The organism is Micromonospora sp. WMMD1128 (genome assembly GCF_027497235.1).
Taxonomy (GTDB): domain Bacteria; phylum Actinomycetota; class Actinomycetes; order Mycobacteriales; family Micromonosporaceae; genus Micromonospora.
This window is the reverse complement of record NZ_CP114902.1, coordinates 6,101,771-6,124,969: the sequence shown is the minus strand read 5'-3', so window position 1 is coordinate 6,124,969 and position 23,199 is coordinate 6,101,771. Positions and strand designations below refer to the sequence as shown.

Below are 23,199 nucleotides of genomic sequence, written 5' to 3'. Positions count from 1 at the left end.
CGTGATGACCACCCTCACCCGCATCGTCAACCGGCTCCGTCGCCCGCTGCGCATCCGCCTGGTCGGTCCGGCCGACCAGACCGCCGCCGCCCTGCACGGCCTGGCGCACATGGTCAACCGCCGCCCCGACATGGCCGACCGGCGCATCCGCATCGACCTGACCATCCGCGACAAGCCCATGCGGGAGTGGCGATGACCGAGCGAACCGAATCCGCCGTACGCCTGGTGATCCTGCTCGCCATCGCCGCCATGGCCGGCGCCGCGGCCTTCACCCACGTCCACGACCTCTCCGTCGCGCACGGCCAACCGAACTGGATCGGCTGGGCCAACGCGGTAGCGGTCGAGCTGATGACGATCTACCTCGGCCTGGAACTGCGCGCCCGCCGCCGTACCGGTCGACCCGTCGGCCTGGTCGGCTCACTGCTGGTGGCGTTCGCGTTGCTGTCCCTCGCGGCCCAGGTCGCGGAAGCCGAACCGTCGGTGTGGGGCTGGACCGTGGCGGCGGTGCCGTCGCTGGCGTTCCTCGCCTTGGTCAAGGTCGTCCTGTCCAACGCCCCGGTCATGCCGCCGGCTGTCGAGCCGGACCAGCCCGGCGCGTACCGGTACGAAGAGCCGGCGGAGGCCACCGAGGTCGAACCGGTCCGCCCGACCGTGCCGACGCCCGTCGTTCCGGCGGTGCTGCCTCCGCGCGCTGTCCAGCCCAGCCGGCCGCACGTCGTCGGGATCATCCGATGACCGCTCCAACCCTGCCCGGCCTCGCGCCGGCCGCCCCGACCCCGGCTGCTGCTCCTCGGCCAGGGTCGCGGGCGGCCCGCATGGCGCTCCCTCGCTCGGTCGACGTGCTCAAGGAGATCGCCGCCGAGTACGGGGTGTGCGTGCGACCCCTCGCGATGCGCCGCACGGATCTCGACACCGGCCGGACCGAGGTCATCGACCTGCCCTGCGGCGCGACCCGCGAGGACAAGTGCGCGCCGTGCGCGAAGAAGAACCGCCGGCTGCGTCAGGCGCAGATCCGGGAGGGCTGGCACCGCGACGACGAGCCGCTACCGCCGCCGGAGCCGGCGACCGAGGAACAGTCGTCCCTGATCCTCTTCCGTGCACATCTGGAGTTCTCTCGTGACGAGGCGTCCCGGGCCTGCCAGTGGGACCAGGTCGAAGACCTCGACGAGGCGATCCGCGAAGTGGAAGAGGCCATCACGGCCGAAGGGCTACGGGGACGGGTCGCCCCTCCGCACGCCACCGCCGATGACGACCAGGGCGACGACGACACCGGCCCGCGCCGCAAGCGCTCCACCCGGCGGCGGCAGGACGCTCCGGAACTGCCTCGGCGCAAGGTCGAGCCGCGCACGGTCGGCAGGACGTACACCGCCCCGGACGGGGCCACCTACCGGCCGTCGATGTGGCTGACGCTCACCCTCGACTCCTACGGCCCGGTCCGCCCCGACGGCACACCGCTCAACCCCGACCGGTACGACTACCGCCGCGCGGCGTGGGATGCGGTGCACTTCCCGCGGCTGCTCGATCGGTTCTGGCAGAACCTGCGGCGGTGTGAGGGCTGGAACGTCCAGTACGCCGGTTGCGTCGAGCCGCAACGCCGTCTCGCCCCACACGCGCACTTCGCCATCCGGGGCACGATCCCCCGGGACATCCTGCGCACCGTCGCGGCGGCCACCTATCACCAGGTGTGGTGGCCGGCGGTCGACGTCCAGCGGTACACCGTCGACCGGCCTCCGGTGTGGGACGAGGACGCCTCGGCGTGGGTCGACCCGGACACCCGCCGGCCGCTGACCACCTGGACGGAAGCCCTCGACGCCATCGACGTCGACCCCGACGCGGAACCGGTGCACGTCGTGCGCTTCGGCGCCCAGGTCGACGCCCGCGGCGTCATGCCCGGCACCGCCGACGCCGAACGGACCATCCGGTACGTCACGAAATACATCACCAAGCACACCGGCGACGTCCACAAGGCGACCACCGACCGGCAACGGGCACACCTGGACCGGCTGTGGCGGGAACTGCGCGTGACCCCCTGCACCGACCGTTGCGCGAACTGGCTGCTGTACGGCGTTCAGCCGAAGAAGGCACACGCGAAGCTCAAGCCGGGCCGCTGCAAGGGCAAAGTTCACCAGCGCGACACCCTCGGCATCGGCGGCCGGCGCATCCTCATCTCCCGCGACTGGTCCGGCAAGACGCTCTCCGACCACAAGCACGACGTGCGGGCCTGGGTGCGGGCGCTGCTCGGCGTCACCGTCGGCCTCGATGGCGTCGACGACCAGGGCGCCACCGTCGAACCGGTCCGCCACGCCTGGGAACTCGCCCGGCCCGATGACCCGGACGTGCCGGCGATGGCGCACCGGCTGCTGCGGTCGATCAGTGAACGCGCCCGCTGGCGCTCCGAACTGCTCGCCGCCAAGGACCGCGCGGCCCAGCTCCCCGACGACAGCTCGACGACGGACGCAGACGACAAGACGGGGGAGGGGCTGTGATGGCCAAGGACGAGCTGTGGACGGTTCGGGACGTGTCGACGTACCTCCGGGTGCCGCAGGAAACGCTGTACCGCTGGCGCAAGGTCAAGTACGGTCCGCCGGCGGCCCGGGTCGGCCGACACCTGCGCTACGAGCCGGAAGCGGTCCGGGCCTGGGTACGCGAGCAGGCGGCGGCCTGATGGGGCACGTCGAGGATCGCTGGTACAAGACGCTGCGTCACGAGGGCGGCCGGAAGGAGCGGGTCAAGACGCAACTGTTCGGCAAGGGCCTGCGCTACCGGGTGCGATACATCGGCCCGGACGGCAAGGAACGCAAGAAGTCCTTCCCGGACCGGGCCAAGCGCGAGGCTGACGCGTTCCTCGTCTCGACCGAGACGGATAAACTGCGGGGCTCCTACGTCGACCCGGTCGCCGGCCGGATGACCTTCGCCGAGTACGCCGAACGGTGGCTCAGGACGCGCTCGGTCGACGAGTCGACTCGCGAGACCACAGAGTTCCGCGTACGCAAGCACCTGCTGCCGTTCTTCGGCTCTCGGCAACTGGCGGCGATCAAGCCCGGCCACATCCGGGAGTGGAACGCCGCGATGGTCGGCAAGCTGGCCCCGGCGACCCGGGCCGTCGTCTTCGCGCACCTGCAAACCATCCTCGCCGCGGCTGTCGACGACGAGCGGATCGCCAAGAATCCGTGCTCGGCAACGTCGGTCAACCCTCCGCGTCCGGCTGGGCGTCGGGTAGTGCCGTGGCGGTACGACCAGATCTCGGCAATCCGCATGGGCCTTGCCCCGCGCTATCGGGCGATGGTCGACCTCGGCGCCGGCTGCGGACTGCGGCAGGGGGAGATCCTCGGCCTCAGCATCGACGACATCGACTTTGACGCCGGTTGGGTCCAGGTCTCGCGACAGGTCAAGATCGTCCGGTGCCGGTTGGTGTTCGGGCTGCCAAAGAACGACCGTGACCGCCGGGTGCCGCTGCCGGACTCCGTCGGCCAGGCGCTGCGGCAGCACATCGCGGATCGCTACCCGGTGACGCTCACCCTGCCGTGGGAGCACCCCGCCAGCGAGGAGCGGGTCACGGCGCGACTGTTGTTCACCACCACCTATCGCAACGCGATCAACCGGTGCCGGTTCAACGAAACGACTTGGCGGCCGGCGGTCGTGAGGGCCGGCATCACGCCGACGCGGGCGACCGGCATGCACGCGCTACGGCACTTCTACGCCTCCTCGCTGCTCGACGCGGGAGAGAGCATCAAGGCTGTCGCGTCGTACCTCGGCCACGCCGATCCCGGGTTCACGCTCCGGGTCTACACGCACCTGATGCCGGCCAGCGAGGAGCGCACCCGGAACGCGATCGACGGCCTGTTCGGGACGCCGCCAGAGTCCTGACGCCCTGGCGACGCCCTACGCGGCTTTCCGGGACACATAGCGCCTGATCAGGGCACGTGTCGGGATCAGAAGTCGGCGAACAGGTAGGGCAGCTCACGGGGGAAGAGCCGGCGCAGCTCGGTGGCCGCGTCCACCGGCACCTCGCCCAGCCCGCGCACGGCCACCTCGGCCGGGTCGAGCACCCCGTACGCCAGGGCGGAGAGCCCGGCGGCGGTGAGCCGCGCGCACGGCAGGCTGCCCTCGGCGGCGGTGTCGGCCGGCAGCACGGCCAGCTTGCCGGTGGTGCCGTCGAGCAGGTGGCGGCCGGCGAGCCAGCGGTCGCCGACCAGTTCGACGAGCACCCGACCGACCCCGACCGGCTGGTCGGCGAGCGCCTCCAGGCTGAGCAGCCGGGCCATCGGCGCGGTCGGGTCGGGCCGGGACACCCGGGCCTCCACGTGCACGTCCAGGTCGGTGAGCCACAGCTCGGGCAGCTCGCCGGGCGGCAATTGGACACTGACCCGGGCCACCTGGTCGACGTGCCGGGCGAAGAACTGCAACAGCGAAGCCCGGGCGTACGGGTCGTCGAAGAGCAGGTCGTCGGCGAACAGCGTGCCGGCGTGGTCGTCGATCCGGTAGGTGACCGCGCCGACCGTCTCGCCGCCGCGTACCACACTGAGCAGCCAGCGGTCGTCCCGCTCGCGCAGCCCGACGGCGCGGAAGTCGGGGAAGACCGCGAAGCCGTGCCGCTCGCGCAGGCACCGTTCGGTGTAGGCGCGCCACCGTGGGTAGCCTTCACCGATCCGCTCCCAGACCAGCTCGTCGGGCAACTCGGCGCGCAGCAGCGGCGCCAGGTCCGTCGGGGTGAACACCGCGGTACGCCGCCGGGGCAGCCCGGCGTAGCCGAAGCGCTCGTAGAACGAGGCGCGGAACGGGTGCAGCGCGCTGAGCTGGTGCCCCTCGTCGCGCATCCCGTCGAGGACCTGGTGCATCAGCGTCCGGACGTGCCCGCGCCGGCGGGCCAGTGGATGGGTGGCCACCCCGGCGACGCCGGCCATCGGCAGCACCGCGCCGCGCAGGTTCTGCCGCATCGGGATCGCCGACACGGCCGCCGTGGTGACGCCGTCCTCCTCGACCACGAGCGTCGTGTTCCCCGCGTTGTACGGCAGGTACGCCCGGAACTCGTCGGTCCGGGACGCCGTCAGCGGCGAGGCCTCGAACGCGTACGCCTGCAGCGGGAAGCTGGTGGTCAGGCGGTCCTCGGAGGCCAGCCGGCGAATGTGCATCCGTTCATCCCAACGCGCCCGGGCGGGGGCCGCAACCTGAATGGGACCGGGATCAGGCCTCGGTGACGTCGGAGATGACCACGGTGACGTTGTCCGGCGCGCCGGCCTGGTGGGCCAGCTTCACCAGCTGCTCGCCGCACTGCTGCCGGTCGCCGTAGGTGGCGAGCGCCCCGGCGATGGCGGCGTCCTCCACGTAGTCGGAGAGGCCGTCGCTGCACAGCAGCAGCCGGTCACCGGGAAAGACGGTGAGCGCGCCGACCGCGGGCGGCGCGTCGGAGCCCTGCACCGCGCGGGTCACCAGCGAGCGCTGCGGGTGGTGCCGGGCCTGGTCGCGGGAGAGCGCACCCTGGTCGACGAGCGCCTGCACGAACGTGTCGTCCCGGGTGAGCTGGGTCAGCTCATGGTCGCGCAGCAGATAGCAGCGGGAGTCGCCGACCTGGGCGAGGACCAGGGTGTCGCCGGCCAGCAGGGCGGCGGTAAGCGTCGTACCCATGCCGTCGCGGGTGGGGTCCACCGTGATGGCCGCGCGGATGCGCTGGTTGGCGGTGCTGACCACGGCGCGCAGCGCGTCGGCCGCCTCGTCGGCGCTTGTGGGCGGGGTCAGCTCGTCCAGGATCCGGATGACGATCTCGCTGGCCACCTCGCCGGCCGGGAGGCCGCCCATGCCGTCGGCGACCGCCACCAGGCGGTCACCGGCGAGGGCGGAATCCTCGTTGTTGGTCCGAACGAGGCCGACGTCGTTGAGGATGGCCGAGCGGAGGATGAGCGTCATGGGACAAGCTTGCCAAGAAGAACGGCTCCGCGTCTCTACACGCTGCCGGGTCGGGGAAAGAAATGTCATCCGCTTACATCCCGGGTATGTGTCAATTGTCCTTACCGGACGGACGTGGATAGCGCAGCAGCAGGCTGGCCCGGACCTGCTCGTCGCCGACCGCGGCGTAGCCGTGCGGCACGTCGGAGGTCCAGCGCAGGTATTCGCCCGGGCCGGCGGTGAGTGGGGCGTCCACCGGGCCGGCGCGGAGCACGCCGGAGAAGACGGTCACGTGTTCGGTGACGCCGGCCTGGTGGGCGGGGGAGAGCTGCGTCGGCCCCGGGCTGACCCGCATCCGGTACAGCTCGTAGGTCGCGTCGCGGTCGTGGAACACCTCCAGCAGCGTGGCGCCGACCGCGGTCCCGCGTACGGTCGGCGTCTGTTCGGGATCGGACAGCACGGCGGTGAGCGGAACGCCGAGCTGCGCGGTGATCGCGTACAGCGTCTCCAGGGTGGGGTTGCGGACGCCGTTCTCCAGGCCGGAGAGCGTGGCCTTCCCGACGCCGGCCAACCGGGCCAGCTCGGACAGGGAGATGCCCCGTTCCATCCGGAGGGCGCGGATCCGTGGGCCGACGTCCATGGGGCTATCGTGCTACATGGCGTCGTTCCGTAAACGGAACGCCCGGAGGGAGAAGCATGGTCGGTCGACTCCAACCCGTGCTGGCCGGCGTGGTGACCGCCCTGGTCGGCTTCGCCAGCTCGTTCACCGTCGTCCTGGCCGGCCTGCGCGCGGTCGGCGCCGACCCCGCACAGGCCGCCTCCGGCCTGCTCACGCTCTGCGTGGCAAGCGGCGTCTGCGCCCTCTGGCTCGGCCTGCGACACCGGATGCCGCTCGCCATCGCCTGGTCCACGCCGGGCGCGGCGCTGCTCGTGGCCACCGGGCCGGTCCCCGGCGGCTGGCCCGCCGCGGTCGGGGCCTTCCTGCTCACCGGCCTGCTGATCGTCGCCGCCGGGCTGATCCCCGCGCTCGGACGGGCGGTCGCCGCGATCCCCACCCCGCTCGCCTCCGCCATGCTCGCCGGGGTGCTGCTGCCGCTCTGCACCGCACCGGTGCGCGCCCTGGTGGAGGTGCCCCGGCTGGCCGGGCCGGTGGTGCTCGTCTGGGTGCTGCTGCACCGGTTCGCCCGCCGCTGGGCGGTGCCCGGCGCGCTCGCCGTGGCCGTGGTGGCGATCGCGCTCACCACCACCGGGCCGGCCCGGCTGGACGCCGCACCCGTGATCGCCCTGACCACGCCGGCCTGGACGCTGCCCGCGATCGTCGGGCTCGCGTTGCCGCTGTTCCTGGTCACCATGGCCGCGCAGAACGTGCCCGGCACCGCAGTGCTCGCCGGCTACGGCTACCGCGCCCCGCTGGGCTCCGCGCTGCGGGTCACCGGCCTCGCCACCGTGCTCGGCGCGCCGACCGGCGCGCACGCGGTGAACCTGGCCGCGATCACCGCCGCGCTCGCCGCCGGCCCGGACGCCCACCCCGACCCGGACCGACGCTGGATCGCCTCGGTCACCGCCGGCATCGGCCTGGCCCTGCTCGGCCTCGGCGCCGGCGCGGCCACCGCCCTGGTGCTGCTCTCCCCGCCGGTGCTCGTCGATGCGGTGGCCGGGCTCGCCCTGATCGCGGCGCTGGCCGGCGCGGTGTCGGCGGCGGTCGCCCAGCCGGACGCGCGGGAGGCTGCCGTGGTCACGCTCGTGGTCACCGCGTCCGGGGTCACCCTGCTCGGCATCGGCGGCGCGTTCTGGGGCCTGGTCGCCGGCTGGCTGATGCTGCTGCTCTTCCGCCGCCCGACCGCCCCGGCCCCGACCGCCCCGGCCCCGACCGCCCCGGCCCCAGCCGACCGGCGCGGGGTGGGCGCGGACCTGCCGGCCTCCCAGCAGTCCTGAGATCGCCGGTCCCGGGGTCTCCGGCTGGTTCGCCTCAGGGCTTGCTTCGAGCCGGCGCTCGCGGCGTCGGCCCTCGACCGCTCGCCCCTGTGCTCAGCGATGGCAGCACGGGCTCGAACCGCCTACAAACTTGATGACGTGGATGACTCGCTGGCCGTGATGCATTCACGTCATCAAGTTTCTAGGAGCCGTGCCGTCATGCCCTTGTCCGCCGGCTGGGGTGAGGCGCGCGGACCGGGAACGCCGCCGCCGAGTGTCGGGCGTGGTGGACATTCATCGTCACCACTCCGCGCAATCACTCCTCGGCGGGAAGCTCCGCGACCGGGACGGTGAGGCGGACCGCGCCGTCGGCCACGGCCGCGATCCGGTCGGCCAGCACGTAGACCGCGCCGGTGTCGGCAAGCTCGGTGGAGACCTTCAGGTAGCCCTCGCGCAGCAGCCGGGCGGCCAGGTCGGCCGGTACGTCCGGCTCCTCGACGGCGGCCGACTCGATCAGCTCGTCGAGGCTGCTGCCCGGGTCGACCGGAGCGGGCGCCTCCACGGTCACGGCGGCGGCGTCGCCCCGCTGGACGAGATCGACGGTGCCGACCTCGACGCCTGTGGAGTCGACCACCCGCATGCCGGTGGTGACCCGGGAGACGGTGTCCTGCTGCTGGCTCATGCCGAAGCGGTTCCCGGGGCGCGCGGGCGCTAAACGGACCGCAGGCGCTAAACGGACGGAGTCCAGCCGCCCGGCGGGCGGGGCGACAGCTCGCGCCAGGTGTCCGGCCCGTCGAGCAGCGCCCGGATCGTCTCCTCGGCCTCGTCGACGCTGGCGTGCTCGTAGAAGCGGGACACCCCTTCGGCGCCACCGGCGCGTTGCTCCACGTGCCAGCGGTCGCCGTCCACCCGGAGGAAGACGTCCCGCCTGGCGAGCCGCCCCCATTTCCCGTTCCACAAGTGTTTGCGCTGCTCCATGCCCCGGACTCTATCGAACATGTGTTCGATTCGGGTCGGCCCCCGCGGAATCTCCACGGGGGCCGATCGGCTATGGGCGTCAGCGCGGGGCCGGCGGCTCCTGCCGGCGGCCCAGCACGTCGTCGAGCGCGCCACGCTGGGCGGGCGTGCCCTGGCCGCCGGCGACGAGCGCGTCGCGGATCTCGGTGAGCAGCTTGACCTCCTCGCTGGGGGCCGCGGGCGGCGGCTCCTCGCCGCGCTTGCGCCGCTCGGCGAGCCGGTTCATCGGGTAGACGACCAGGAAGTACAGCGCCGCCGCGGTGAGCAGGAACGTGATCACCGCGTTGACGAAGGCCACCCAGTCGAACGGGATGCCCCGGAACATGGGAGTCGAGCCGGTGAGCCCGTCCTTCTTGCCGGTGATCAACACGATGACCACCCGCACCAGCGGTTCCAGGAACGACTTGGTCAGCTGTGTGACCACGCCTGTGAACGCGGCGCCGATGACGACACCGACCGCGAGGTCGACGACGTTGCCGCGCATGATGAAGTCTTTGAAGCCCTTGAGCATTCGCACTCCCGTGCTGTCCGAGTCCGGTCCGGCAGACCCTATGCCCCGGCGGGCCCCTCGAGAAAAGCACCCGCTTCGATCGCTGCCCGCGCCGGGTCGCCGGCCCGGATCGCCTCGACGAGTCGACCGTGGTCGACGTACCGCTCGTCGGTCAACGCCGTACCCATGGCCTGGGCGACGGTGCTGCGCAGCGCGGCGCCGACCGAGGCGTACAGCTCGGCGAGCATGGCGTTGTGCGCGGCGGCCACCACCGCCGTGTGCAGCGCGGCGTCCGCCTCCACGAACTCGTCCACCCGGCCGGAGCGCCAGGCGGCCTCCCGGGTGGCGAGCGCGCCGTCGAGCGCGGCCAGGTCCTCGGGGGTACGCCGCAGCGCGGCCAGCCGGGCGGCCTCCACCTCGAACGCGCGCCGGACCTCGATCACCTCGGCCATCCGGTCGTCGGCGAACCGGCGGGCCACCACCGGCGCCAGCTCGTCGGTCGACACCACGTAGGTGCCGGAGCCCTGCCGGCACTCCAGCACGCCGGCGTGCACAAGCGCGCGGACCGCCTCGCGGACCGTGTTCCGCCCCACGCCGAGCGCGGCGACGAGCTGCGGCTCGGTGGGGATGCGCCCGCCCACCGGCCACTCGCCGCCCAGGATCCGGGCGCGGAGCTGCTCGATGGTCTGCCGGACCCGGTGGCCGCGCGGTGGCACGGCGGCGGAATCCGCGGTGGGTGTCACCGGTTACACCTGCTGCCCAAATTCATCCCATGATTGTAGGTTGAACGTCATGACGCCGCCAGCCACGCCCGCCGCGATCGCGCCCACCGCCGACGTCACCCCCGGGTCGGTGGCCGGTGCGACCCCGGCGACCACCCCGACCCCCGCCGTCGGTCCGGCGCGGGGCGGCCTGCTGGTGCTGGTCGGGATGCTGCTCGTCGCCGTCAACCTACGCGCCGCGGTGACCAGCCTCGGCGCGTTGCTCGACGAGATCCGGGTCGGGCTTGGCCTCTCCGGCGCCATGGCCGGCGTGGTCACCACGCTGCCCACCGTCGCGTTCGCCGGACTCGGCGCGCTCACCCCGTGGCTGGTCCGCCGCTGGGCCGCGCCCCGGGTGCTGGTGCTGGCCATGATCGCGTTGACCGCCGGGCAGGTGCTGCGCGCGGCCACCGGCTCGGCCGCCGTCTTCGTGCTCACCAGCGCACTCGCGCTGGCCGGCATCGCGGTGGCGAACATCCTGCTGCCGATGCTCGTCAAGCAGCACTTCCCGCACCGCACCGGGCTGGTCACCGGCGCGTACACGATGGCCCTGACGGTGGGCACGACGGTGGCCGCCGCCTCCGCCGTGCCGGTGGCCCACGCCTTCGGCTCCTGGCGGGCCGGGCTCGGTGTGTGGGCGGGGCTGGCCGCGCTGGCAGTGGTCCCCTGGGTGCCGCTGGCGCTGCGGGCGCGCGCCGCGCGGCGGGCCGCGGACCGGTCCGCGGCCCCGACGGCGGTGGTCGCCGCACCGGCGCGGGTACGCCCGGAGCGGACCCGGCTCGGCTGGGCCATGGCGGTCTACTTCGGCGCGCAGTCGCTCAGCGGGTACGCGATCATGGGCTGGCTGGCCCAGCTCTTCCGCGACGCCGGCTACCGGCCCGAGGCCGCCGGCCTGCTGCTCGCCGGCGTGACCGCGCTGGGCGTGCCGGTGGCGCTGATGATGCCCACCCTGGCCGGCCGGCTGGCCACCCTGCGTCCGCTGGTGCTCGGGCTGACCGCGTTCTCCACCGTCGCGTACGTCGGGCTGGCGCTCGCGCCGCGCGGCCTGGCGCCGCTGTGGGTGCTGCTGCTCGCGCTCGGCCAGGGTGCGTTCCCGCTCATCCTGACCACGATCGGGCTGCGCGCCCGGACCCCCGAGGGCACCGTGGCGCTCTCCGCGTTCGCGCAGAGCACCGGGTACGTCATCGCCGCGCTCGGCCCGCTGCTGGTCGGCATCCTCTACGGGGCGACCGGCGGCTGGACCGCCCCGATCGGCTTCCTGCTGGTGGCGCTCGCCGTGCAGACGATCGCGGGCATGGTGATCGCCCGTCCCCGCTACATCGAGGACGAGCGCTGAGCGGAATCGGTCAGGAGGAGGCCGGGGTGGGTTCGCCCGCGACGGCTTCGTCCACCGTCGGGTAGGTGTGCAGCACCTCGACCAAACCACTGACCTCGAGAATGCGCAGCACCCCGCGCTGCGGGGCGGCCAGCCGGACCACGCCGCCGGCCTCGTCGCAGCTGTTCTTGGCGCGGACGAACACCGACAGCCCGGTCGAGTCGCAGAACGACACCTCGGCCAGGTCGAACACGAGGCGGTTGCGCCCCTTGTCCAGCAGGTCCGTGATCTGGTCCTGGAGCTGCGGTGCGGTGGCCATGTCCAGCTCGCCCGCGACCGACACCACGACCACGTCGCCGCGCTGTTCCGTGTGCACCGTCAGGGACATTCGTCGACCTCCTGTGTTCGGTGGAACGGTATCCCACGATGACCGCGCCGTGCAGAACGGGAGCGGACACAGGTGCCGTCGATCATTTCTTTGTCCCGTGGCAAGTAGTGCCACAACCCCCGGTGATAGAGTCCGCCCGTCCAGATCTGGGAGGTCAGCATGGCGTTGAGCGGGGAACAGGGTGGTCGGCTCGCCGACCTGCTGAGTCAGCACGCGGACCGGTTGACCAACCGTTGGATCGAAATCATTGCCGCTTCGTTGCGCGGCCGGCTGAGCCGGGCCGAACTGGCCCGCCAGGTGCAGGAGCTGCACCGCGCCGTCACCGACGTCGGCCGGCAGGGTCTCGGTGACCTGGCCGACGAGCACGGCGGGGAGCTGCGGGCGGTGCTCGCGGAGATCTCGACCAGCCGGGCCCGCCAGGGGTTCAGCGCCACCGAGACCGCGATCAGCGTGTTCGCGCTCAAGGACGCCCTGCTGGACCTGATGGAGGAGGAGAAGAGCGACACCCTGCTGCGGGACTTCGTCGCCTTCTCCGCGCTCATCGACCAGATGGGGCTGTTCACCTTCGAGACGTTCGTCCGGGCCCGGGAGAGCCTCATCGCCGACCAGGCGGAGCAACTGCTGGAGCTCTCCACGCCGGTGGTCAAGCTGTGGGAGGGCGTGGTCGCCGTCCCGCTGGTCGGCACGCTCGACTCGGCCCGCGCCCAGGTGGTGATGGAGCGGCTGCTCCAGACCCTGGTCGACACCGGCTCGCCGTACGCGATCATCGACATCACCGGCGTGCCGGCGGTGGACACCCAGGTCGCCCAGCACATCCTCAAGACCGTGGTGGCCGCCCGGCTGATGGGCGCCGACTGCATCATCTCCGGCATCCGGCCGCAGATCGCCCAGACGATCGTCGCCCTCGGCATCGAGTTCGGTGACATCGCCACCAAGGCGAGCCTGGCCGACGCCCTCCGTCACGTGCTGCGCCTGAACGGGGTCGAGACCACCTCCCGCCGCGCCCGCCGGGAGGCGTGATGGAGCGGGTGCCGATCCTCAAGATCGGCGACATCCTGCTGGTCTCCATCCAGGTCGACATGTCCGACCAGACGGCGATCCAGCTCCAGGAGGACCTGGCCGAGCGGATCGTCGCCACCGGTTGCCACGGCGTCATCATCGACATCACGGCGCTTGACATCGTCGACTCCTTCGTCGGCCGGATGCTCTCCACCATCGCGTCCATCTCCAAGGTGCTGGACGCCGAGACGGTGGTGGTCGGGATGCGTCCCGCCGTCGCCATCACCCTGGTCGAGTTGGGGTTGTCGCTCAACGGCATCCGTACCGCGCTGAACGTCGAGCGGGGCATGGAGCTGATCGCGACGACCCGGGCCGACGACCGGGACGTGGTGTTCGACGACGAGGACGACGAGACGACGGCGACGCCATGACCACCGGCCTCGACCTGGGGGTGCCGGCGACGCAGGCGATCCGTAGCGACGAGGACGTGGTGCGGGTCCGGCAGTTGGTGCGTACCACCGCCGTGGCGGTCCGGCTCTCCCTGGTCGACCAGACCAAGCTGGTCACCGCCGCCAGCGAGCTGGCCCGCAACACGCTGATCTACGGCGGCGGGGGCAGCGCCGAGGTCACCACCGTCTCCGACGGCCGTCGCCGCGGCGTCCGCATCGTCTTCGCCGACCAGGGCCCGGGCATCCCCGACCTGGACCTGGCCCTCACCGACGGCTACACCACCGGCGGTGGGCTGGGCCTCGGGCTCAGCGGCGCCCGCCGGCTCGTCGACGACTTCGACATCAAGACCGCCGTCGGCGAGGGTACGGCGATCACCGTCACCAAGTGGTCCCGATGATCGCCGACGTGGTCCCCGACCACGGTGTCTGGTTCCGGGTGGACAACGGCGCGACCGCAGGTGGCGTACGCCGGGCGGCCGAGCGACTCGGTCGGCAGCTCGAACTGGGCGCGTCGCGCGTCGCGGACCTGGCCATCGTCACCGCCGAGATCACCAGCAACCTGGTCAAGCACGCCCGCGAGGGCGCTCTGCTGATGCGTCCCGCGCGCCGGGACGGGCGGGCCGGGGTGGAGCTGGTGGCCATCGACTCCGGTCCCGGCATGGCCGACCTCACGCTCTCGTCGGCCGACGGGCATTCCACCGTCGGCACGCTCGGCATCGGCCTCGGCGCGATCGCCCGGCAGTCGAGTCGCTTCGACGGCTACTCGCGCCCCGGCCGCGGCACCGTTCTCACCGTCCAGGTCTGGGACGGGCCGCCGCCCGAGCCGGACTGGGCCGGCGGGCTGGCCCGGCCGATCACCGGCGAGCAGGACAGCGGCGACGGGTACGCGGTCCGGATGGCCGACGGCCGGCGGCAGGTGTTGGTCTGCGACGGGCTGGGGCACGGGCCGCTGGCCGCCGCCGCCACCGGGGCCGCGGTCGCCGCGTTCCGTTCGGCGCCGGCCGGCCCGCCGGAGGTCGTGGTGCGTCATCTGCACGCCGCCATCTCGCACACCCGCGGCGCGGCGCTCGCGGTGGCCGAGCCGGATCCCCGCAGCGGCACGCTCCACTACGCCGGCCTCGGCAACATCGCCGCCATGATCGTGGCCACCGGCGAGCGGCGGCGCGGCCTGGTCTCGCTGCCGGGCATCGCCGGTCATCAACGTCCGGCCATCCGGGGGTACGACTATCCGTTCCCGTCCGGCGCGACGCTCGTGATGCACAGCGACGGCGTGGTGGACCGCTGGGACCTGGACGACTATCCCGGGTTGGCCGGCCGTCCGCCGTTGCTTGCCGCCGCGACCCTGCTCCGGGACGCCGGCACCCGCCGTGACGACGCCTGCGTCCTGGTCGCCCGGGTGCACCAATGAGTGAGCCGCTGCTGCACCTGGTGCTCCGGGTCGAGCAGGACATCTTCCTGGTCCGTCAGCGCGGCCGGGAGGTGGCCTCCGCCGTCGGGCTGGAGCACCAGGATCAGGTCCGGATCGCCACCGCGCTCAGCGAGGTGGCCCGGGAGCTGCTGCGCGGCGTCGGCGGCGCGGACATCGCGTTCGCCGTCGACCGGGACGTCACCACCGGCCGGGCCCGACTCCGGGTGGACCTGTCGCCGGTCCGCCCGCTCCCCGACGGCCGGTACGAGCCGCAGTCCGGCGCGGTTGCGCGTCTGGTGGACTCATTGCAGGCGATCACGATTGAGGGCGATACCGTCGTGAGGATGTCCCGACGAGTACCGGATCACGCCGCGGAGCTGACCCCGGAACGCGCCGCTCGGATCCGTGCCGAGCTGGCCGAGCGCGCTCCGGGTTCCGCGGTGGACGAGTTGGCCGCACAGAACGCCCAGCTCATCGCCGCGCTCGACGAGGTGCGCACCCAGCGGGACGAGTTGGCGGTGCTCAACTCCGAGCTGGCGGAGACCAACCGGGGCGTGATGGCGCTCTACAACCAGCTCACCGAGGAGCTGGAGGAGACCAACCGCGGCGTGGTGGCGCTCTACGCCGAGCTGGACGAGAAGTCGGCCCAACTGCGGGCCGCCAGCGAGTCGAAGAGCCGGTTCCTGGCCAACGTCAGCCACGAGTTGCGCGCTCCGGTCACCGCGATCATCGGCCTGGGGCGCCTGCTTGCCGATTCCGCTTCCGACCCGCTCACCGGTGAGCAGGCCCGCCAGGTGGGGCTGATCCGTTCCTCCGCCGGTGACCTGCTGACTCTGGTGAACGAGCTGCTCGACCTGGCCAAGGCCGAGTCGGGCCGGATCGAGCCGGACTGGTCCGAGGTCGACCTGCGCGCGGTCTTCGGGCAGCTCCGCGGCACGCTGCGGGCGTTGGCCACCCGGCCGGAGGTGGAGCTGGTGGTCGAGGAGCCGCCCACGCCGGCCACGCTCCGCTCGGACGAGGTGCTGCTCGCCCAGGTACTGCGGAACCTGCTGCACAACGGCCTGAAGTTCACCGAGCGGGGCGAGGTGCGGTTGCGCGCCGAACGCCGCGACGAGGCGTGGTCGCTCACGGTCACCGACACCGGGGTCGGCATCCCGCCGGAGTTGCACGAACGGATCTTCGAGGAGTTCTACCAGGTGCCGGGCACCACCCGGGTCGGCGGCACCGGCCTCGGCCTGCCCTACGCGCGGCGGCTTGTCACGTTGCTGGGCGGGACGCTGGAACTGGCAAGCGCACCGGGCCGGGGCAGCACATTCACCGTGGTCCTGCCCGTGGGCGGAGTGTGACGGTGGACGGCGGGCCGGCGACGGTGCTGGTGGTCGACGACAGCGGCCCGAAGCGGTACCTGCTGGTGAACTGGCTCAATCGGGCCGGGTTCACGACCGTGGAGGCGGAGAACGGCACCGCGGCGCTGGAGCGGGTGGCCGGGGAACCGGTCGATCTGGTGGTGCTCGACGTCCGGCTGCCGGACATGAGCGGCTTCGAGGTCTGCGAGCGGATCAAGGAGACGTACCCGTCGGTGCCGGTCATCCACGTCTCCGCGCACGCGGTGGACGTGGTCGACCGGGCGCAGGGGCTGACCCGGGGCGCGGACGCCTACCTGGCCGAGCCGATCGAGCCGGAGGAACTGGTCGCCACCGCGCACGCGGTGCTGCGCTACTACCAGGCCCGGCGGCGGGCCGAGCAACTCGCCGAACGGCTGGCCGCGCTCGCGGACGCGACGGTGGAGATGCACGCGTCGCCGAACTTCGTCCGGCTGCTGGAGGCCGCCGCGTCCGGCGCGGCGCGGATCTTCCGGGGGCCGGCGGCGGTGGTCGCCGAGACGTTCGACGGGGACTGCCTGGCCGGGGTGGCCGCCGACCCGCACACGCCGGCCGGGATCGTGCCGTGGGTGGTGGACGACACCGGCGTACCGATCGGCACCCGGGTGTGGGTGGACCAGCCGGGCAACTGGCCGCTCACCGACTGGCCGGCCGGCGACACGGTGACCGTGGCCGCCTCCCGGCTGCGGGAGGACCGGGCGCCGCTCTACGTGGTGGTGCCCACGTCGACCCAGACCGTGCGTACGCCGGTGTTGGTGCAGCTCGCCCAGGCCGTCGCCTCGGCGGTGGAGGCGCAGCGCTCGTTCGACGAGGAGCACCGGATCGCGGTGACGCTCCAGCGCAGCCTGCTGCCCCGGCGGCTGCCCGAGGTCGCCGGCCTGGACCTGGCGGTCCGCTACGAGCCGGCGAGCGCGCAGACCGAGGTGGGCGGGGACTTCTACGAGCTGGTGATGCTCGACGGGCACCTGCTGGTGGCGATCGGCGACGTGGCCGGGCACTCGCTGCACGCCGCCACCGTGATGGCCGAGCTGCGGCACGCGGTGCGGGCGTACGCGGTCGAGGGACACCAGCCGGGTGTGATCCTGGACCGGGTCAACGAGCTGATGCGTACGCTGCTGCCGACCGAGCTGGCCACCATCTGCGTGCTGCTGCTGCATCCGGGCACCGGGTTGATCAGGTTGGCCAGCGCCGGGCACCTGCCGGCGCTGCTCAGCCGGGACGGGCGGGTCGAGTTCGTGTCGCAGACGGCGCCGCTGCTCGGCGTGCGCGCGCCCCGCCCGCCCGATCTGGAGTTCGTGTTGCCGGCCGGGGCCACGCTCGTCCTCTACACCGACGGGCTGATCGAGCGGCGGGACGCCACCATCGACGACGGCATGGCCGCGCTCGGCGTGGTGGCCGCCCGGGTGGACGACGACCTCGACCAGTTCTGCCAGCGGCTGCTGACCGAGTTGGCCCCGCCGGAGATCAACGACGACGTCGCCGTGGTCGCGGTCCGCCGCCGCTGACGCTCTTTCACCGCACTCCTTGGCGTCAACTGTCGCTACTCCTCGTATTTGTCTCGGGTGGGCTGAAGGCATCATCTCGCGCCGCCTTTGCTTTGCAGCCACCCACGCATCAGGCGGTTGAGCAGGTGTGATGTGTAGGCCGTGGGTAGGGCGACGGAGCCAGGGTGCGGGCGGCACCCATAGCGTTCCACTCGTGCGCTGCGCCGCCCACGGGTGGAACGGCATGGGTGTGTCAGCGCAGCCCTTCACGGGTCGGCCGGGATGTCGACGATCGCCCGTGCCGCCATTCCATGACCACCGCTCGCGCGCATTGGCCCTGGCCGGTGATCAAGGGGTTTGCGTCATCGTGGAGATCGACTTTGACACAAACTCCTTGATCACGACGGAGGGGGTTTGGGGGGAGAGGGGCGGGGAGGGAGAGGGTCAGGTGTGGGGTGCGGCGGTCAGGGAGCGGGCGTAGGCGGCGGGGGAGACGCCGGCGACGGCGGTGAAGTCGCGGACCAGGTGCGCCTGGTCGGCGTACCCCAGGTCGGCGGCGACCCGCGACCAGTCCAACGGGCCGGCGGTGGCCTGCTCGATCGCCTCCTGGAGCCGGTAGCGGCGGATCACCCACTTCGGGCCGACGCCGACGTGGTCCAGGAAGAGCCGCTGGAGTCGGCGGGCGGAGATGGCGTGCCGCCGGGCGAAGTCGGCCACCCGGAGCACGCTGCGGTCGGCGCGGATCTCCTCGACCAGCGCGGTGGCCTCGGCGGCGGCCGGGTCCGGCACCGGCGCCCAGGCGGTCAGCAGGTCGTCCAGTCGGCGGCACCGCTCGTCGTCGTCGCCCGGGCACACCGGCCCGGGTACGGCGGACAGGTCGGGTTCGGCGAGTGGGATTCGGCGACCGGTCAGCTCGGCCACCGGGCGCCGCCAGAACGGGCGGAAGCCGCCGGGGCGGAACTGGACGCCGGTGACCCGCCCCGCGCCGCGCAGCGTGACCGTGAACAGGCCGGCGCCGACGCCGGCGATCTCGCCGTGCTCGGCCGCGCCGTCCTGCGCCTGGAACACCACGTTGACCGCCGGGTGCGGCACGACCCGCTGGACGAACGGCTCGGCCAGGTCCCAGTCGATCAACCAGTAGTGCTCCACCCATGGTCGCAACGACGGATCGGGCAGCCGGCGCCGGAACCGGACCTGCCGCAGCAGCCGGCCGGGATCGAGGATCCCCCGGCTGTCCCGTCGCGGTTCGTGTCGCAATTCTTCAAGACCGTCCTCATACGCTGGCCCTATGACCACGAAGACTAGTGAGCTGCTGGCGGTGGCCGCGCCGGGCACGACTGCCGTGGTGCGCGGCGTCGCCGACGACCAGCTCGACCGCCCCACCCCGTGCCCCGACTACACGGTGCGTCACCTGCTCAACCACCTGTTCGACGTGGTGGTCAACTTTCAGGCGATGGCCCGGCGGGAGGAGGTCGACTGGTCGGGCAAGACCGACCACCTGGTCGACGGCTGGCGGGACCGGTTCGCGACGGAGGCGGCGCGGCTGACCGAGGCGTGGTCGGACCCGGCCGCGTTGGAGGGCGTCTCGCCGGGCATGGGGCTGCCGCAGGAGACGGTCGGTCTGATGGGGCTGATCGACCTCACCGTGCACGGCTGGGACCTGGCGCGGGCCGTCGGTCAGGAGTACGCGGTGGATCCGTCGGTGGTGGCGGCCGGGCACGAGTTCATGGACCGGATGGGCGACATGGGCCAGCGGATGGGCGCGTTCGGCGTGCCGGTGCCGACCGACGCGGCGCCTGGCACGCTGGCGGCGTTGCTCGGCCGGACCGGGCGCGATCCGGCCTGGACGCGTTGAACCGAGGGGTCCGCCCTTGACACCACTATTCACCAAGCGAATAGTGAGGCCGTGTCCACTCAGCACGTCCTGCTCGGCCTGCTCGCCGGCGGGCCGCGCCACGGCTACGAGCTGAAACGCGCCCACGACGAGCGGCTGCCCCGGGCCCGGCCGCTCGCCTTCGGGCAGGTCTACGCGACGCTGGCCAGGCTGCATCGGGACGGCCTCGTCGCCCCGGCCGGCCCCACCCGCCACGGCGGACCGGACCGCACCGCCTACGCGCTCACCGACGACGGGCGGGCCACGCTCGACGCGTGGCTGGCCACCGTCGAACCACCGATGCCGTACGTGGCAAGCACGCTCTTCGCCAAGGTGGTGGTCGCGCTGCTGGTGGCCGACGCCGACCAGGCCCGCGCCTACCTGATCGCCCAGCGGCGGGCCCACGCCGCGCGGCTGCGTGAGCTGACCGCGGTCAAGACGGCCCCCGCCGCGCACCTCGACGACGTGGTCGCCGCCGACTTCGCCATCGCCCACCTCGACGCGGATCTCCGGTGGCTGCACACCACCCTCGACCGGGTCGCCGACTGGCACCGGGAGGTGCACGCATGACGTTCCTGGAGGCGCGCGGCGTGGTGCGGGCGTACGGCCCGACACCGGCGCTGCGCGGCGTGACGCTCGACGTCGCCGAGGGGGAGATCCTCGCCGTCACCGGCCCCAGCGGCTGCGGCAAGTCGACGCTGCTGCACTGCCTCGCCGGCATCCTGCGCCCCGACGCCGGCCAGGTCACCTGGCGCGGCGAGCGGATCGACACGTGGTCGGAGTCGGCCCGCTCCCGGCTGCGCCGCACCGAGTTCGGGGTGCTGTTCCAGTTCGGCCAGCTCGTCGCCGAGCTGACCGCGGCGGAGAACGTCGCCCTTCCGTTGCTCCTCGCCGGCACGGGGCGGCGAGCGGCGCGGACGGCGGCGCTCACCTGGCTGGAACGGCTCGGCGTGGCCGAGGTCGCCGACGCCCGGCCGGGTGAGATGTCCGGCGGGCAGCAGCAGCGGTGCGCGTTGTCCCGGGCCCTGGTCACCGAGCCTCGGGTGCTCTTCGCCGACGAGCCCACCGGCGCGCTCGACACGCTCGCCGGTGAACAGGTGCTCACCCAACTGGTCCGGCTGGCCCGGGAGCAGCGCACCACGGTCGTGCTTGTCACCCACGAGCCGCGGATCGCCGCGTACGCCGATCGGGAGGTGAGCCTGCGCGACGGCATGGTCGACCACACCGGGCTGGGCCTCGACCCGGCGCTGTCGGGCGGGTCGCGGTGAGGCCGGGCACGTTGCTGCGGCTCGCGCTGGCCGGCACCCGCACCGACGGGGCACGGGTGGCGCTGACCGCGCTGAGCGCCGCGCTGGCGACGCTGGCCGGGCTGGCCGCGCTGACCGTGCTGGCGGTGGTGAAGCCGCCCGGGAACGAGTGGACGCAGTCCGAGCAGTACACGAACGCGCTGCTGCGCGAGCCGGGCCTGCGCCCCGGCGTCGCGTTCGCGTTGCTGCTGCTCTGCGTACCGGTGCTCGGGCTGGCCGGCCAGTGCGCCCGCCTCGGCGCGCCCGGGCGCGACCGACGGCTGGCCGCGCTCCGGCTGGCCGGCGCCACCCCCGGGCAGGTCACCCGCCTCGCGGTCGCCGAGACCGGGGTGGCGAGCCTGCTCGGCACCGTCACCGGCCTGGCCGTGTTCACGGTCGGCCGCCGGCTGCTGCACCGGCCCGACGCCGCCGGCCGGCTGCCGCTGCCCACCGACGTGCGTCCGGCCCCGGTGGCGGTGGCCGCCGTCGTGATAGGCCTGCCGCTGGTCGCCGCGCTGGTCAGCGCACTGCTGCTGCGCCGGGTCACCGCCACGCCGTTCGGCGTGGTGCGCCGGGTCCGCACGCGGGCGCCCTGGCCGTGGCCGGGCGTGCTCATCCTGGTCGCGCTCGCACTGTTCGCCGCGATCCGCCCGCTCCTGCTCTGGTACGGGCGGCGCGGCGCCGTGGAGCCCGGCTGGCTGGTACCGACGCTGGTGATGACAGGCTCACTCATCGCCATGATCGGCGTGGTGTCCGGCACCGGCTGGATCTCGTACACCACCGGGCGGATGCTGCACCGCCACGGGCGTGGCCCGGCCGCGCTGCTCGCCGCGCGCCGGCTGACCGCCGACCCGTGGGCCGGCAGCCGCACGTTCGCCGCGCTGCTGGCCGCGCTGATCTTCGGCGCCGGTGCCGCCGGCGTGCGGGCCGACTTCCTGGCCGAGGCCGAGCTGGCCCGCCGCACCGGCGGCGGCCTGTCCGACCCGGGTTTCTACCTCGGCGCGATGGACCTGGTCGACCTGGCGGTCGTGGTGGCGGTGGTGATCGCCGGCGGCGGGCTGCTGGTGGCCGTGGTCGAGGGCATCACCAGCCGGCGTCGGGCGTACGCGGCGCAGGTGGCCACCGGGGTGCCCCGCGCCGTGATCGGCCGCTCGCTGCTCTGGGCGGCGCTCGCCCCGGCCGTGCCGGCGATCGGGCTCGCGCTGACCGTCGGCTACCTGCTGATCGCCGGCCTGATGCCCGCGCCCAGCGGCGGCGGCTACGAGCAGACGCCGGACGTACCGTGGGAGCAGTTGGCGTGGTTTGCGGCGGGCGCGCTGGCGGCGGTGCTGGTCACGGTCGTGGCCGGCCTGTTCCTCCTGCGCTCCGCCACGTCGGTGGAGGAACTGCGCAGCACCTGAGCCGGCGGGTCAGCGACCGAGCAGGCCGGTGGACCCGGCGACCGCCAGGCCGATCACGGACGAGCAGCAGCAGATCGCGAGCGCGGCGGCGACCGCCACGAGGATCAGCCAGGTCGGCCCGCGCCGCGCCGCCACCCGCTCCTCCTCGGTCACCCCGGCAGTCTAGGGCGGGCAGGATGGAGCGATGGAGCTGATCTCGATCGACGATGTCCGGGCCGCCGCCGACGACGTGGCGGGCACCGTGCTGCGGACCCCGCTGCTGCGGACGGCCTGGGACGACGAGCTGTGGCTCAAGCCGGAGAGCCTGCAACCGGTGGGGTCGTTCAAGCTGCGCGGCGCCACCCACGCGGTGGCCCGGCTCGATCCGGCCACCCGGTCCCGAGGGGTGGTCACCCACTCCTCCGGCAACCACGGTCAGGCGCTCGCGTACGCGGCCCGCACGTTCGGGGTGCCCTGCACCGTCGTGGTCCCCGAGGGCGCGCCGCAGGTCAAGGTGGCCCGGATGCGAGGGCTCGGCGCCGACGTACGGTTGGTGCCGCCGGCGCGTCGGCTCGCCGAGGCGGAACGGATCGTGGCGGAGACCGGCGGGGCGTTGGTGCCACCGTTCGACCATCCGGCGGTCATCGCCGGCCAGGGCACCGTCGGGTTGGAGATCGTCGCCGACCTGCCGGACGTGGACGTGGTCCTGGTGCCGGTCGGCGGCGGCGGACTCGGTTCAGGCGTCGCCACGGCGGTCAAGGCGCTGCGCCCGACGGCCGCCGTGATCGGCGTGGAGCCGGCGCTGGCCGCCGACGCCCAGGAGTCGCTCGCCGTCGGCGAGGTGGTGGTCTGGGACGTCGAACGCACCTACCGGACCTGCGCGGACGGACTGCGCACCAACCTGTCCGCGTTGACGCTGGCCCACCTGCGGGAGCGGCTCGACGGCATCGTCACGGTGACCGAGGACGAGATCATGGTGGCTGCCGGCCGGCTGCTGCGGGACGCGCGGCTGGTGGCCGAGCCGAGCGGCGCGGTCGCGACGGCCGCGCGGCTGTTCCACCGCGACGAGCTGCCGGCCGGGCGGACCGTCGCGGTGGTGAGCGGCGGCAACGCCGACCCGGCCGTGCTCGCCGCCGCGCTCGGCGTGTTAGGAGGGGCCCCTGCTTAACAG

The 23,199-nt window shown here is 73.3% G+C and carries 28 protein-coding genes; 18 read left to right on the top strand and 10 right to left on the bottom strand.

Annotated features, from left to right (window positions below):
• Positions 1-4 precede the first annotated feature (4 nt).
• From O7602_RS27700 to O7602_RS27680, 5 genes are read left to right on the top strand one after another with little or no spacing between them, the layout of a single operon-like run.
• On the top strand, positions 5-196 hold the full coding sequence (locus O7602_RS27700) for a hypothetical protein (RefSeq protein WP_089154624.1): 192 nt from the start codon (positions 5-7) through the stop codon (positions 194-196).
• A complete protein-coding gene (locus O7602_RS27695; RefSeq protein WP_281585539.1) occupies positions 193-735 on the top strand; it encodes a DUF2637 domain-containing protein in 543 nt (180 codons plus the stop codon). Before O7602_RS27700 ends, O7602_RS27695 begins: the two co-directional genes overlap by 4 nt.
• Positions 732-2,486 (top strand): replication initiator, encoded by a 1,755-nt coding sequence (locus O7602_RS27690; RefSeq protein ID WP_281585538.1) that lies wholly within the window; start codon positions 732-734, stop codon positions 2,484-2,486. The genes O7602_RS27695 and O7602_RS27690 overlap by 4 nt, the downstream gene beginning before the upstream one ends.
• Positions 2,483-2,665, top strand: coding sequence for a helix-turn-helix domain-containing protein (locus O7602_RS27685; protein ID WP_281585537.1), 183 nt, complete (start codon positions 2,483-2,485; stop codon positions 2,663-2,665). The genes O7602_RS27690 and O7602_RS27685 overlap by 4 nt, the downstream gene beginning before the upstream one ends.
• A complete protein-coding gene (locus tag O7602_RS27680; protein WP_281585536.1) occupies positions 2,665-3,867 on the top strand; it encodes a site-specific integrase in 1,203 nt (400 codons plus the stop codon). Before O7602_RS27685 ends, O7602_RS27680 begins: the two co-directional genes overlap by 1 nt.
• 65 nt (positions 3,868-3,932) lie before the next feature.
• Here O7602_RS27680 and O7602_RS27675 read toward each other — a convergent pair whose 3' ends face one another.
• The 3 genes from O7602_RS27675 to O7602_RS27665 all read right to left on the bottom strand — a co-directional run bounded on the left by O7602_RS27675 (position 3,933) and on the right by O7602_RS27665 (position 6,523).
• On the bottom strand, positions 3,933-5,132 hold the full coding sequence (locus tag O7602_RS27675) for a GNAT family N-acetyltransferase (RefSeq protein ID WP_281585535.1): 1,200 nt from the start codon (positions 5,130-5,132) through the stop codon (positions 3,933-3,935).
• 52 nt (positions 5,133-5,184) lie between these two features.
• The gene (locus O7602_RS27670; RefSeq protein WP_281585534.1) at positions 5,185-5,904 is read right to left on the bottom strand and encodes a protein phosphatase 2C domain-containing protein; all 720 of its coding nucleotides are present in this window, start codon (positions 5,902-5,904) and stop codon (positions 5,185-5,187) included.
• A 91-nt stretch (positions 5,905-5,995) separates the two neighbouring features.
• A complete protein-coding gene (locus tag O7602_RS27665) occupies positions 5,996-6,523 on the bottom strand; it encodes an XRE family transcriptional regulator (protein ID WP_281585533.1) in 528 nt (175 codons plus the stop codon).
• A gap of 56 nt (positions 6,524-6,579) precedes the next feature.
• On the opposite strand from O7602_RS27665, the gene O7602_RS27660 reads away from it, so the two are divergent.
• Positions 6,580-7,818 carry a benzoate/H(+) symporter BenE family transporter gene (locus O7602_RS27660; protein WP_281585532.1) on the top strand — a complete coding sequence of 413 codons (1,239 nt, stop codon included), beginning with the start codon at positions 6,580-6,582 and terminating at the stop codon, positions 7,816-7,818.
• Between the two features lie 295 nt (positions 7,819-8,113).
• On the opposite strand, the gene O7602_RS27655 is transcribed toward O7602_RS27660, so the two are convergent.
• The 4 genes from O7602_RS27655 to O7602_RS27640 all read right to left on the bottom strand — a co-directional run bounded on the left by O7602_RS27655 (position 8,114) and on the right by O7602_RS27640 (position 10,047).
• Entirely contained in the window at positions 8,114-8,479 is a 366-nt protein-coding gene (locus O7602_RS27655; RefSeq protein ID WP_281585531.1) for a hypothetical protein, read from the bottom strand.
• Positions 8,480-8,526: 47 nt separating this feature from the next.
• Complete coding sequence (locus O7602_RS27650; RefSeq protein ID WP_281585530.1) at positions 8,527-8,775, bottom strand: hypothetical protein; 249 nt, start codon at positions 8,773-8,775, stop codon at positions 8,527-8,529.
• Positions 8,776-8,854: 79 nt separating this feature from the next.
• Complete coding sequence (gene mscL, locus O7602_RS27645; protein ID WP_281585529.1) at positions 8,855-9,325, bottom strand: large conductance mechanosensitive channel protein MscL; 471 nt, start codon at positions 9,323-9,325, stop codon at positions 8,855-8,857.
• A 38-nt stretch (positions 9,326-9,363) separates the two neighbouring features.
• Positions 9,364-10,047: a FadR/GntR family transcriptional regulator gene (locus O7602_RS27640; RefSeq protein ID WP_281585528.1), complete on the bottom strand. Its 684-nt coding sequence runs from the start codon at positions 10,045-10,047 to the stop codon at positions 9,364-9,366.
• A 49-nt stretch (positions 10,048-10,096) separates the two neighbouring features.
• On the opposite strand from O7602_RS27640, the gene O7602_RS27635 reads away from it, so the two are divergent.
• The gene (locus tag O7602_RS27635; protein WP_281585527.1) at positions 10,097-11,401 is read left to right on the top strand and encodes an MFS transporter; all 1,305 of its coding nucleotides are present in this window, start codon (positions 10,097-10,099) and stop codon (positions 11,399-11,401) included.
• Between the two features lie 10 nt (positions 11,402-11,411).
• On the opposite strand, the gene O7602_RS27630 is transcribed toward O7602_RS27635, so the two are convergent.
• Positions 11,412-11,768, bottom strand: a complete 357-nt coding sequence (locus O7602_RS27630) for an STAS domain-containing protein (protein ID WP_281585526.1) — start codon at positions 11,766-11,768, stop codon at positions 11,412-11,414.
• A 159-nt stretch (positions 11,769-11,927) separates the two neighbouring features.
• Here O7602_RS27630 and O7602_RS27625 point away from each other — a divergent pair, with 159 nt between their 5' ends.
• The 6 genes from O7602_RS27625 to O7602_RS27600 are packed head-to-tail and all read left to right on the top strand — an operon-like array spanning position 11,928 to position 17,511.
• Positions 11,928-12,788, top strand: a complete 861-nt coding sequence (locus tag O7602_RS27625; RefSeq protein WP_281585525.1) for an STAS domain-containing protein — start codon at positions 11,928-11,930, stop codon at positions 12,786-12,788.
• The gene (locus tag O7602_RS27620) at positions 12,788-13,198 is read left to right on the top strand and encodes an STAS domain-containing protein (protein ID WP_281585524.1); all 411 of its coding nucleotides are present in this window, start codon (positions 12,788-12,790) and stop codon (positions 13,196-13,198) included. The genes O7602_RS27625 and O7602_RS27620 overlap by 1 nt, the downstream gene beginning before the upstream one ends.
• Positions 13,195-13,614, top strand: a complete 420-nt coding sequence (locus tag O7602_RS27615; RefSeq protein ID WP_281585523.1) for an ATP-binding protein — start codon at positions 13,195-13,197, stop codon at positions 13,612-13,614. The genes O7602_RS27620 and O7602_RS27615 overlap by 4 nt, the downstream gene beginning before the upstream one ends.
• Entirely contained in the window at positions 13,611-14,624 is a 1,014-nt protein-coding gene (locus O7602_RS27610; protein ID WP_281590568.1) for a SpoIIE family protein phosphatase, read from the top strand. Before O7602_RS27615 ends, O7602_RS27610 begins: the two co-directional genes overlap by 4 nt.
• A complete protein-coding gene (locus O7602_RS27605) occupies positions 14,621-15,970 on the top strand; it encodes an ATP-binding protein (RefSeq protein WP_281585522.1) in 1,350 nt (449 codons plus the stop codon). Before O7602_RS27610 ends, O7602_RS27605 begins: the two co-directional genes overlap by 4 nt.
• A gap of 2 nt (positions 15,971-15,972) precedes the next feature.
• Positions 15,973-17,511, top strand: a complete 1,539-nt coding sequence (locus O7602_RS27600) for a SpoIIE family protein phosphatase (RefSeq protein ID WP_281585521.1) — start codon at positions 15,973-15,975, stop codon at positions 17,509-17,511.
• Between the two features lie 423 nt (positions 17,512-17,934).
• On the opposite strand, the gene O7602_RS27595 is transcribed toward O7602_RS27600, so the two are convergent.
• Positions 17,935-18,747, bottom strand: a complete 813-nt coding sequence (locus O7602_RS27595) for an AraC family transcriptional regulator (protein WP_281585520.1) — start codon at positions 18,745-18,747, stop codon at positions 17,935-17,937.
• Positions 18,748-18,778: 31 nt separating this feature from the next.
• Between O7602_RS27595 and O7602_RS27590 the strand changes: the two genes are divergently transcribed.
• The 4 genes from O7602_RS27590 to O7602_RS27575 are packed head-to-tail and all read left to right on the top strand — an operon-like array spanning position 18,779 to position 22,049.
• The gene (locus tag O7602_RS27590) at positions 18,779-19,345 is read left to right on the top strand and encodes a TIGR03086 family metal-binding protein (protein WP_281585519.1); all 567 of its coding nucleotides are present in this window, start codon (positions 18,779-18,781) and stop codon (positions 19,343-19,345) included.
• A gap of 51 nt (positions 19,346-19,396) precedes the next feature.
• Positions 19,397-19,933: a PadR family transcriptional regulator gene (locus O7602_RS27585; RefSeq protein ID WP_281585518.1), complete on the top strand. Its 537-nt coding sequence runs from the start codon at positions 19,397-19,399 to the stop codon at positions 19,931-19,933.
• Positions 19,930-20,631: an ABC transporter ATP-binding protein gene (locus tag O7602_RS27580; protein WP_281585517.1), complete on the top strand. Its 702-nt coding sequence runs from the start codon at positions 19,930-19,932 to the stop codon at positions 20,629-20,631. Before O7602_RS27585 ends, O7602_RS27580 begins: the two co-directional genes overlap by 4 nt.
• A complete protein-coding gene (locus O7602_RS27575; RefSeq protein WP_281585516.1) occupies positions 20,628-22,049 on the top strand; it encodes an FtsX-like permease family protein in 1,422 nt (473 codons plus the stop codon). The genes O7602_RS27580 and O7602_RS27575 overlap by 4 nt, the downstream gene beginning before the upstream one ends.
• Positions 22,050-22,058: 9 nt before the next feature.
• Here O7602_RS27575 and O7602_RS27570 read toward each other — a convergent pair whose 3' ends face one another.
• Entirely contained in the window at positions 22,059-22,202 is a 144-nt protein-coding gene (locus O7602_RS27570; RefSeq protein ID WP_281585515.1) for a hypothetical protein, read from the bottom strand.
• A gap of 31 nt (positions 22,203-22,233) precedes the next feature.
• Here O7602_RS27570 and O7602_RS27565 point away from each other — a divergent pair, with 31 nt between their 5' ends.
• Positions 22,234-23,196, top strand: coding sequence for a threonine/serine dehydratase (locus O7602_RS27565; RefSeq protein ID WP_281585514.1), 963 nt, complete (start codon positions 22,234-22,236; stop codon positions 23,194-23,196).
• The last annotated feature ends 3 nt before the right edge of the window (positions 23,197-23,199 follow it).

Excerpts from the sequence above, each read along its gene's own strand:
- O7602_RS27700 (WP_089154624.1), top strand. The coding sequence starts at position 5 with ATGACCACCCTCACCCGCATCGTCAACCGGCTCCGTCGCCCGCTGCGC.
- O7602_RS27695 (WP_281585539.1), top strand. The coding sequence starts at position 193 with ATGACCGAGCGAACCGAATCCGCCGTACGCCTGGTGATCCTGCTCGCC.
- O7602_RS27690 (WP_281585538.1), top strand. The coding sequence starts at position 732 with ATGACCGCTCCAACCCTGCCCGGCCTCGCGCCGGCCGCCCCGACCCCG.
- O7602_RS27680 (WP_281585536.1), top strand. The coding sequence starts at position 2,665 with ATGGGGCACGTCGAGGATCGCTGGTACAAGACGCTGCGTCACGAGGGC.
- O7602_RS27675 (WP_281585535.1), bottom strand. The coding sequence starts at position 5,132 with ATGCACATTCGCCGGCTGGCCTCCGAGGACCGCCTGACCACCAGCTTC.
- O7602_RS27670 (WP_281585534.1), bottom strand. The coding sequence starts at position 5,904 with ATGACGCTCATCCTCCGCTCGGCCATCCTCAACGACGTCGGCCTCGTT.
- O7602_RS27665 (WP_281585533.1), bottom strand. The coding sequence starts at position 6,523 with ATGGACGTCGGCCCACGGATCCGCGCCCTCCGGATGGAACGGGGCATC.
- O7602_RS27660 (WP_281585532.1), top strand. The coding sequence starts at position 6,580 with ATGGTCGGTCGACTCCAACCCGTGCTGGCCGGCGTGGTGACCGCCCTG.
- O7602_RS27655 (WP_281585531.1), bottom strand. The coding sequence starts at position 8,479 with ATGAGCCAGCAGCAGGACACCGTCTCCCGGGTCACCACCGGCATGCGG.
- O7602_RS27650 (WP_281585530.1), bottom strand. The coding sequence starts at position 8,775 with ATGGAGCAGCGCAAACACTTGTGGAACGGGAAATGGGGGCGGCTCGCC.
- mscL (WP_281585529.1), bottom strand. The coding sequence starts at position 9,325 with ATGCTCAAGGGCTTCAAAGACTTCATCATGCGCGGCAACGTCGTCGAC.
- O7602_RS27635 (WP_281585527.1), top strand. The coding sequence starts at position 10,097 with ATGACGCCGCCAGCCACGCCCGCCGCGATCGCGCCCACCGCCGACGTC.
- O7602_RS27630 (WP_281585526.1), bottom strand. The coding sequence starts at position 11,768 with ATGTCCCTGACGGTGCACACGGAACAGCGCGGCGACGTGGTCGTGGTG.
- O7602_RS27625 (WP_281585525.1), top strand. The coding sequence starts at position 11,928 with ATGGCGTTGAGCGGGGAACAGGGTGGTCGGCTCGCCGACCTGCTGAGT.
- O7602_RS27620 (WP_281585524.1), top strand. The coding sequence starts at position 12,788 with ATGGAGCGGGTGCCGATCCTCAAGATCGGCGACATCCTGCTGGTCTCC.
- O7602_RS27615 (WP_281585523.1), top strand. The coding sequence starts at position 13,195 with ATGACCACCGGCCTCGACCTGGGGGTGCCGGCGACGCAGGCGATCCGT.
- O7602_RS27610 (WP_281590568.1), top strand. The coding sequence starts at position 13,611 with ATGATCGCCGACGTGGTCCCCGACCACGGTGTCTGGTTCCGGGTGGAC.
- O7602_RS27605 (WP_281585522.1), top strand. The coding sequence starts at position 14,621 with ATGAGTGAGCCGCTGCTGCACCTGGTGCTCCGGGTCGAGCAGGACATC.
- O7602_RS27590 (WP_281585519.1), top strand. The coding sequence starts at position 18,779 with ATGACCACGAAGACTAGTGAGCTGCTGGCGGTGGCCGCGCCGGGCACG.
- O7602_RS27580 (WP_281585517.1), top strand. The coding sequence starts at position 19,930 with ATGACGTTCCTGGAGGCGCGCGGCGTGGTGCGGGCGTACGGCCCGACA.
- O7602_RS27565 (WP_281585514.1), top strand. The coding sequence starts at position 22,234 with ATGGAGCTGATCTCGATCGACGATGTCCGGGCCGCCGCCGACGACGTG.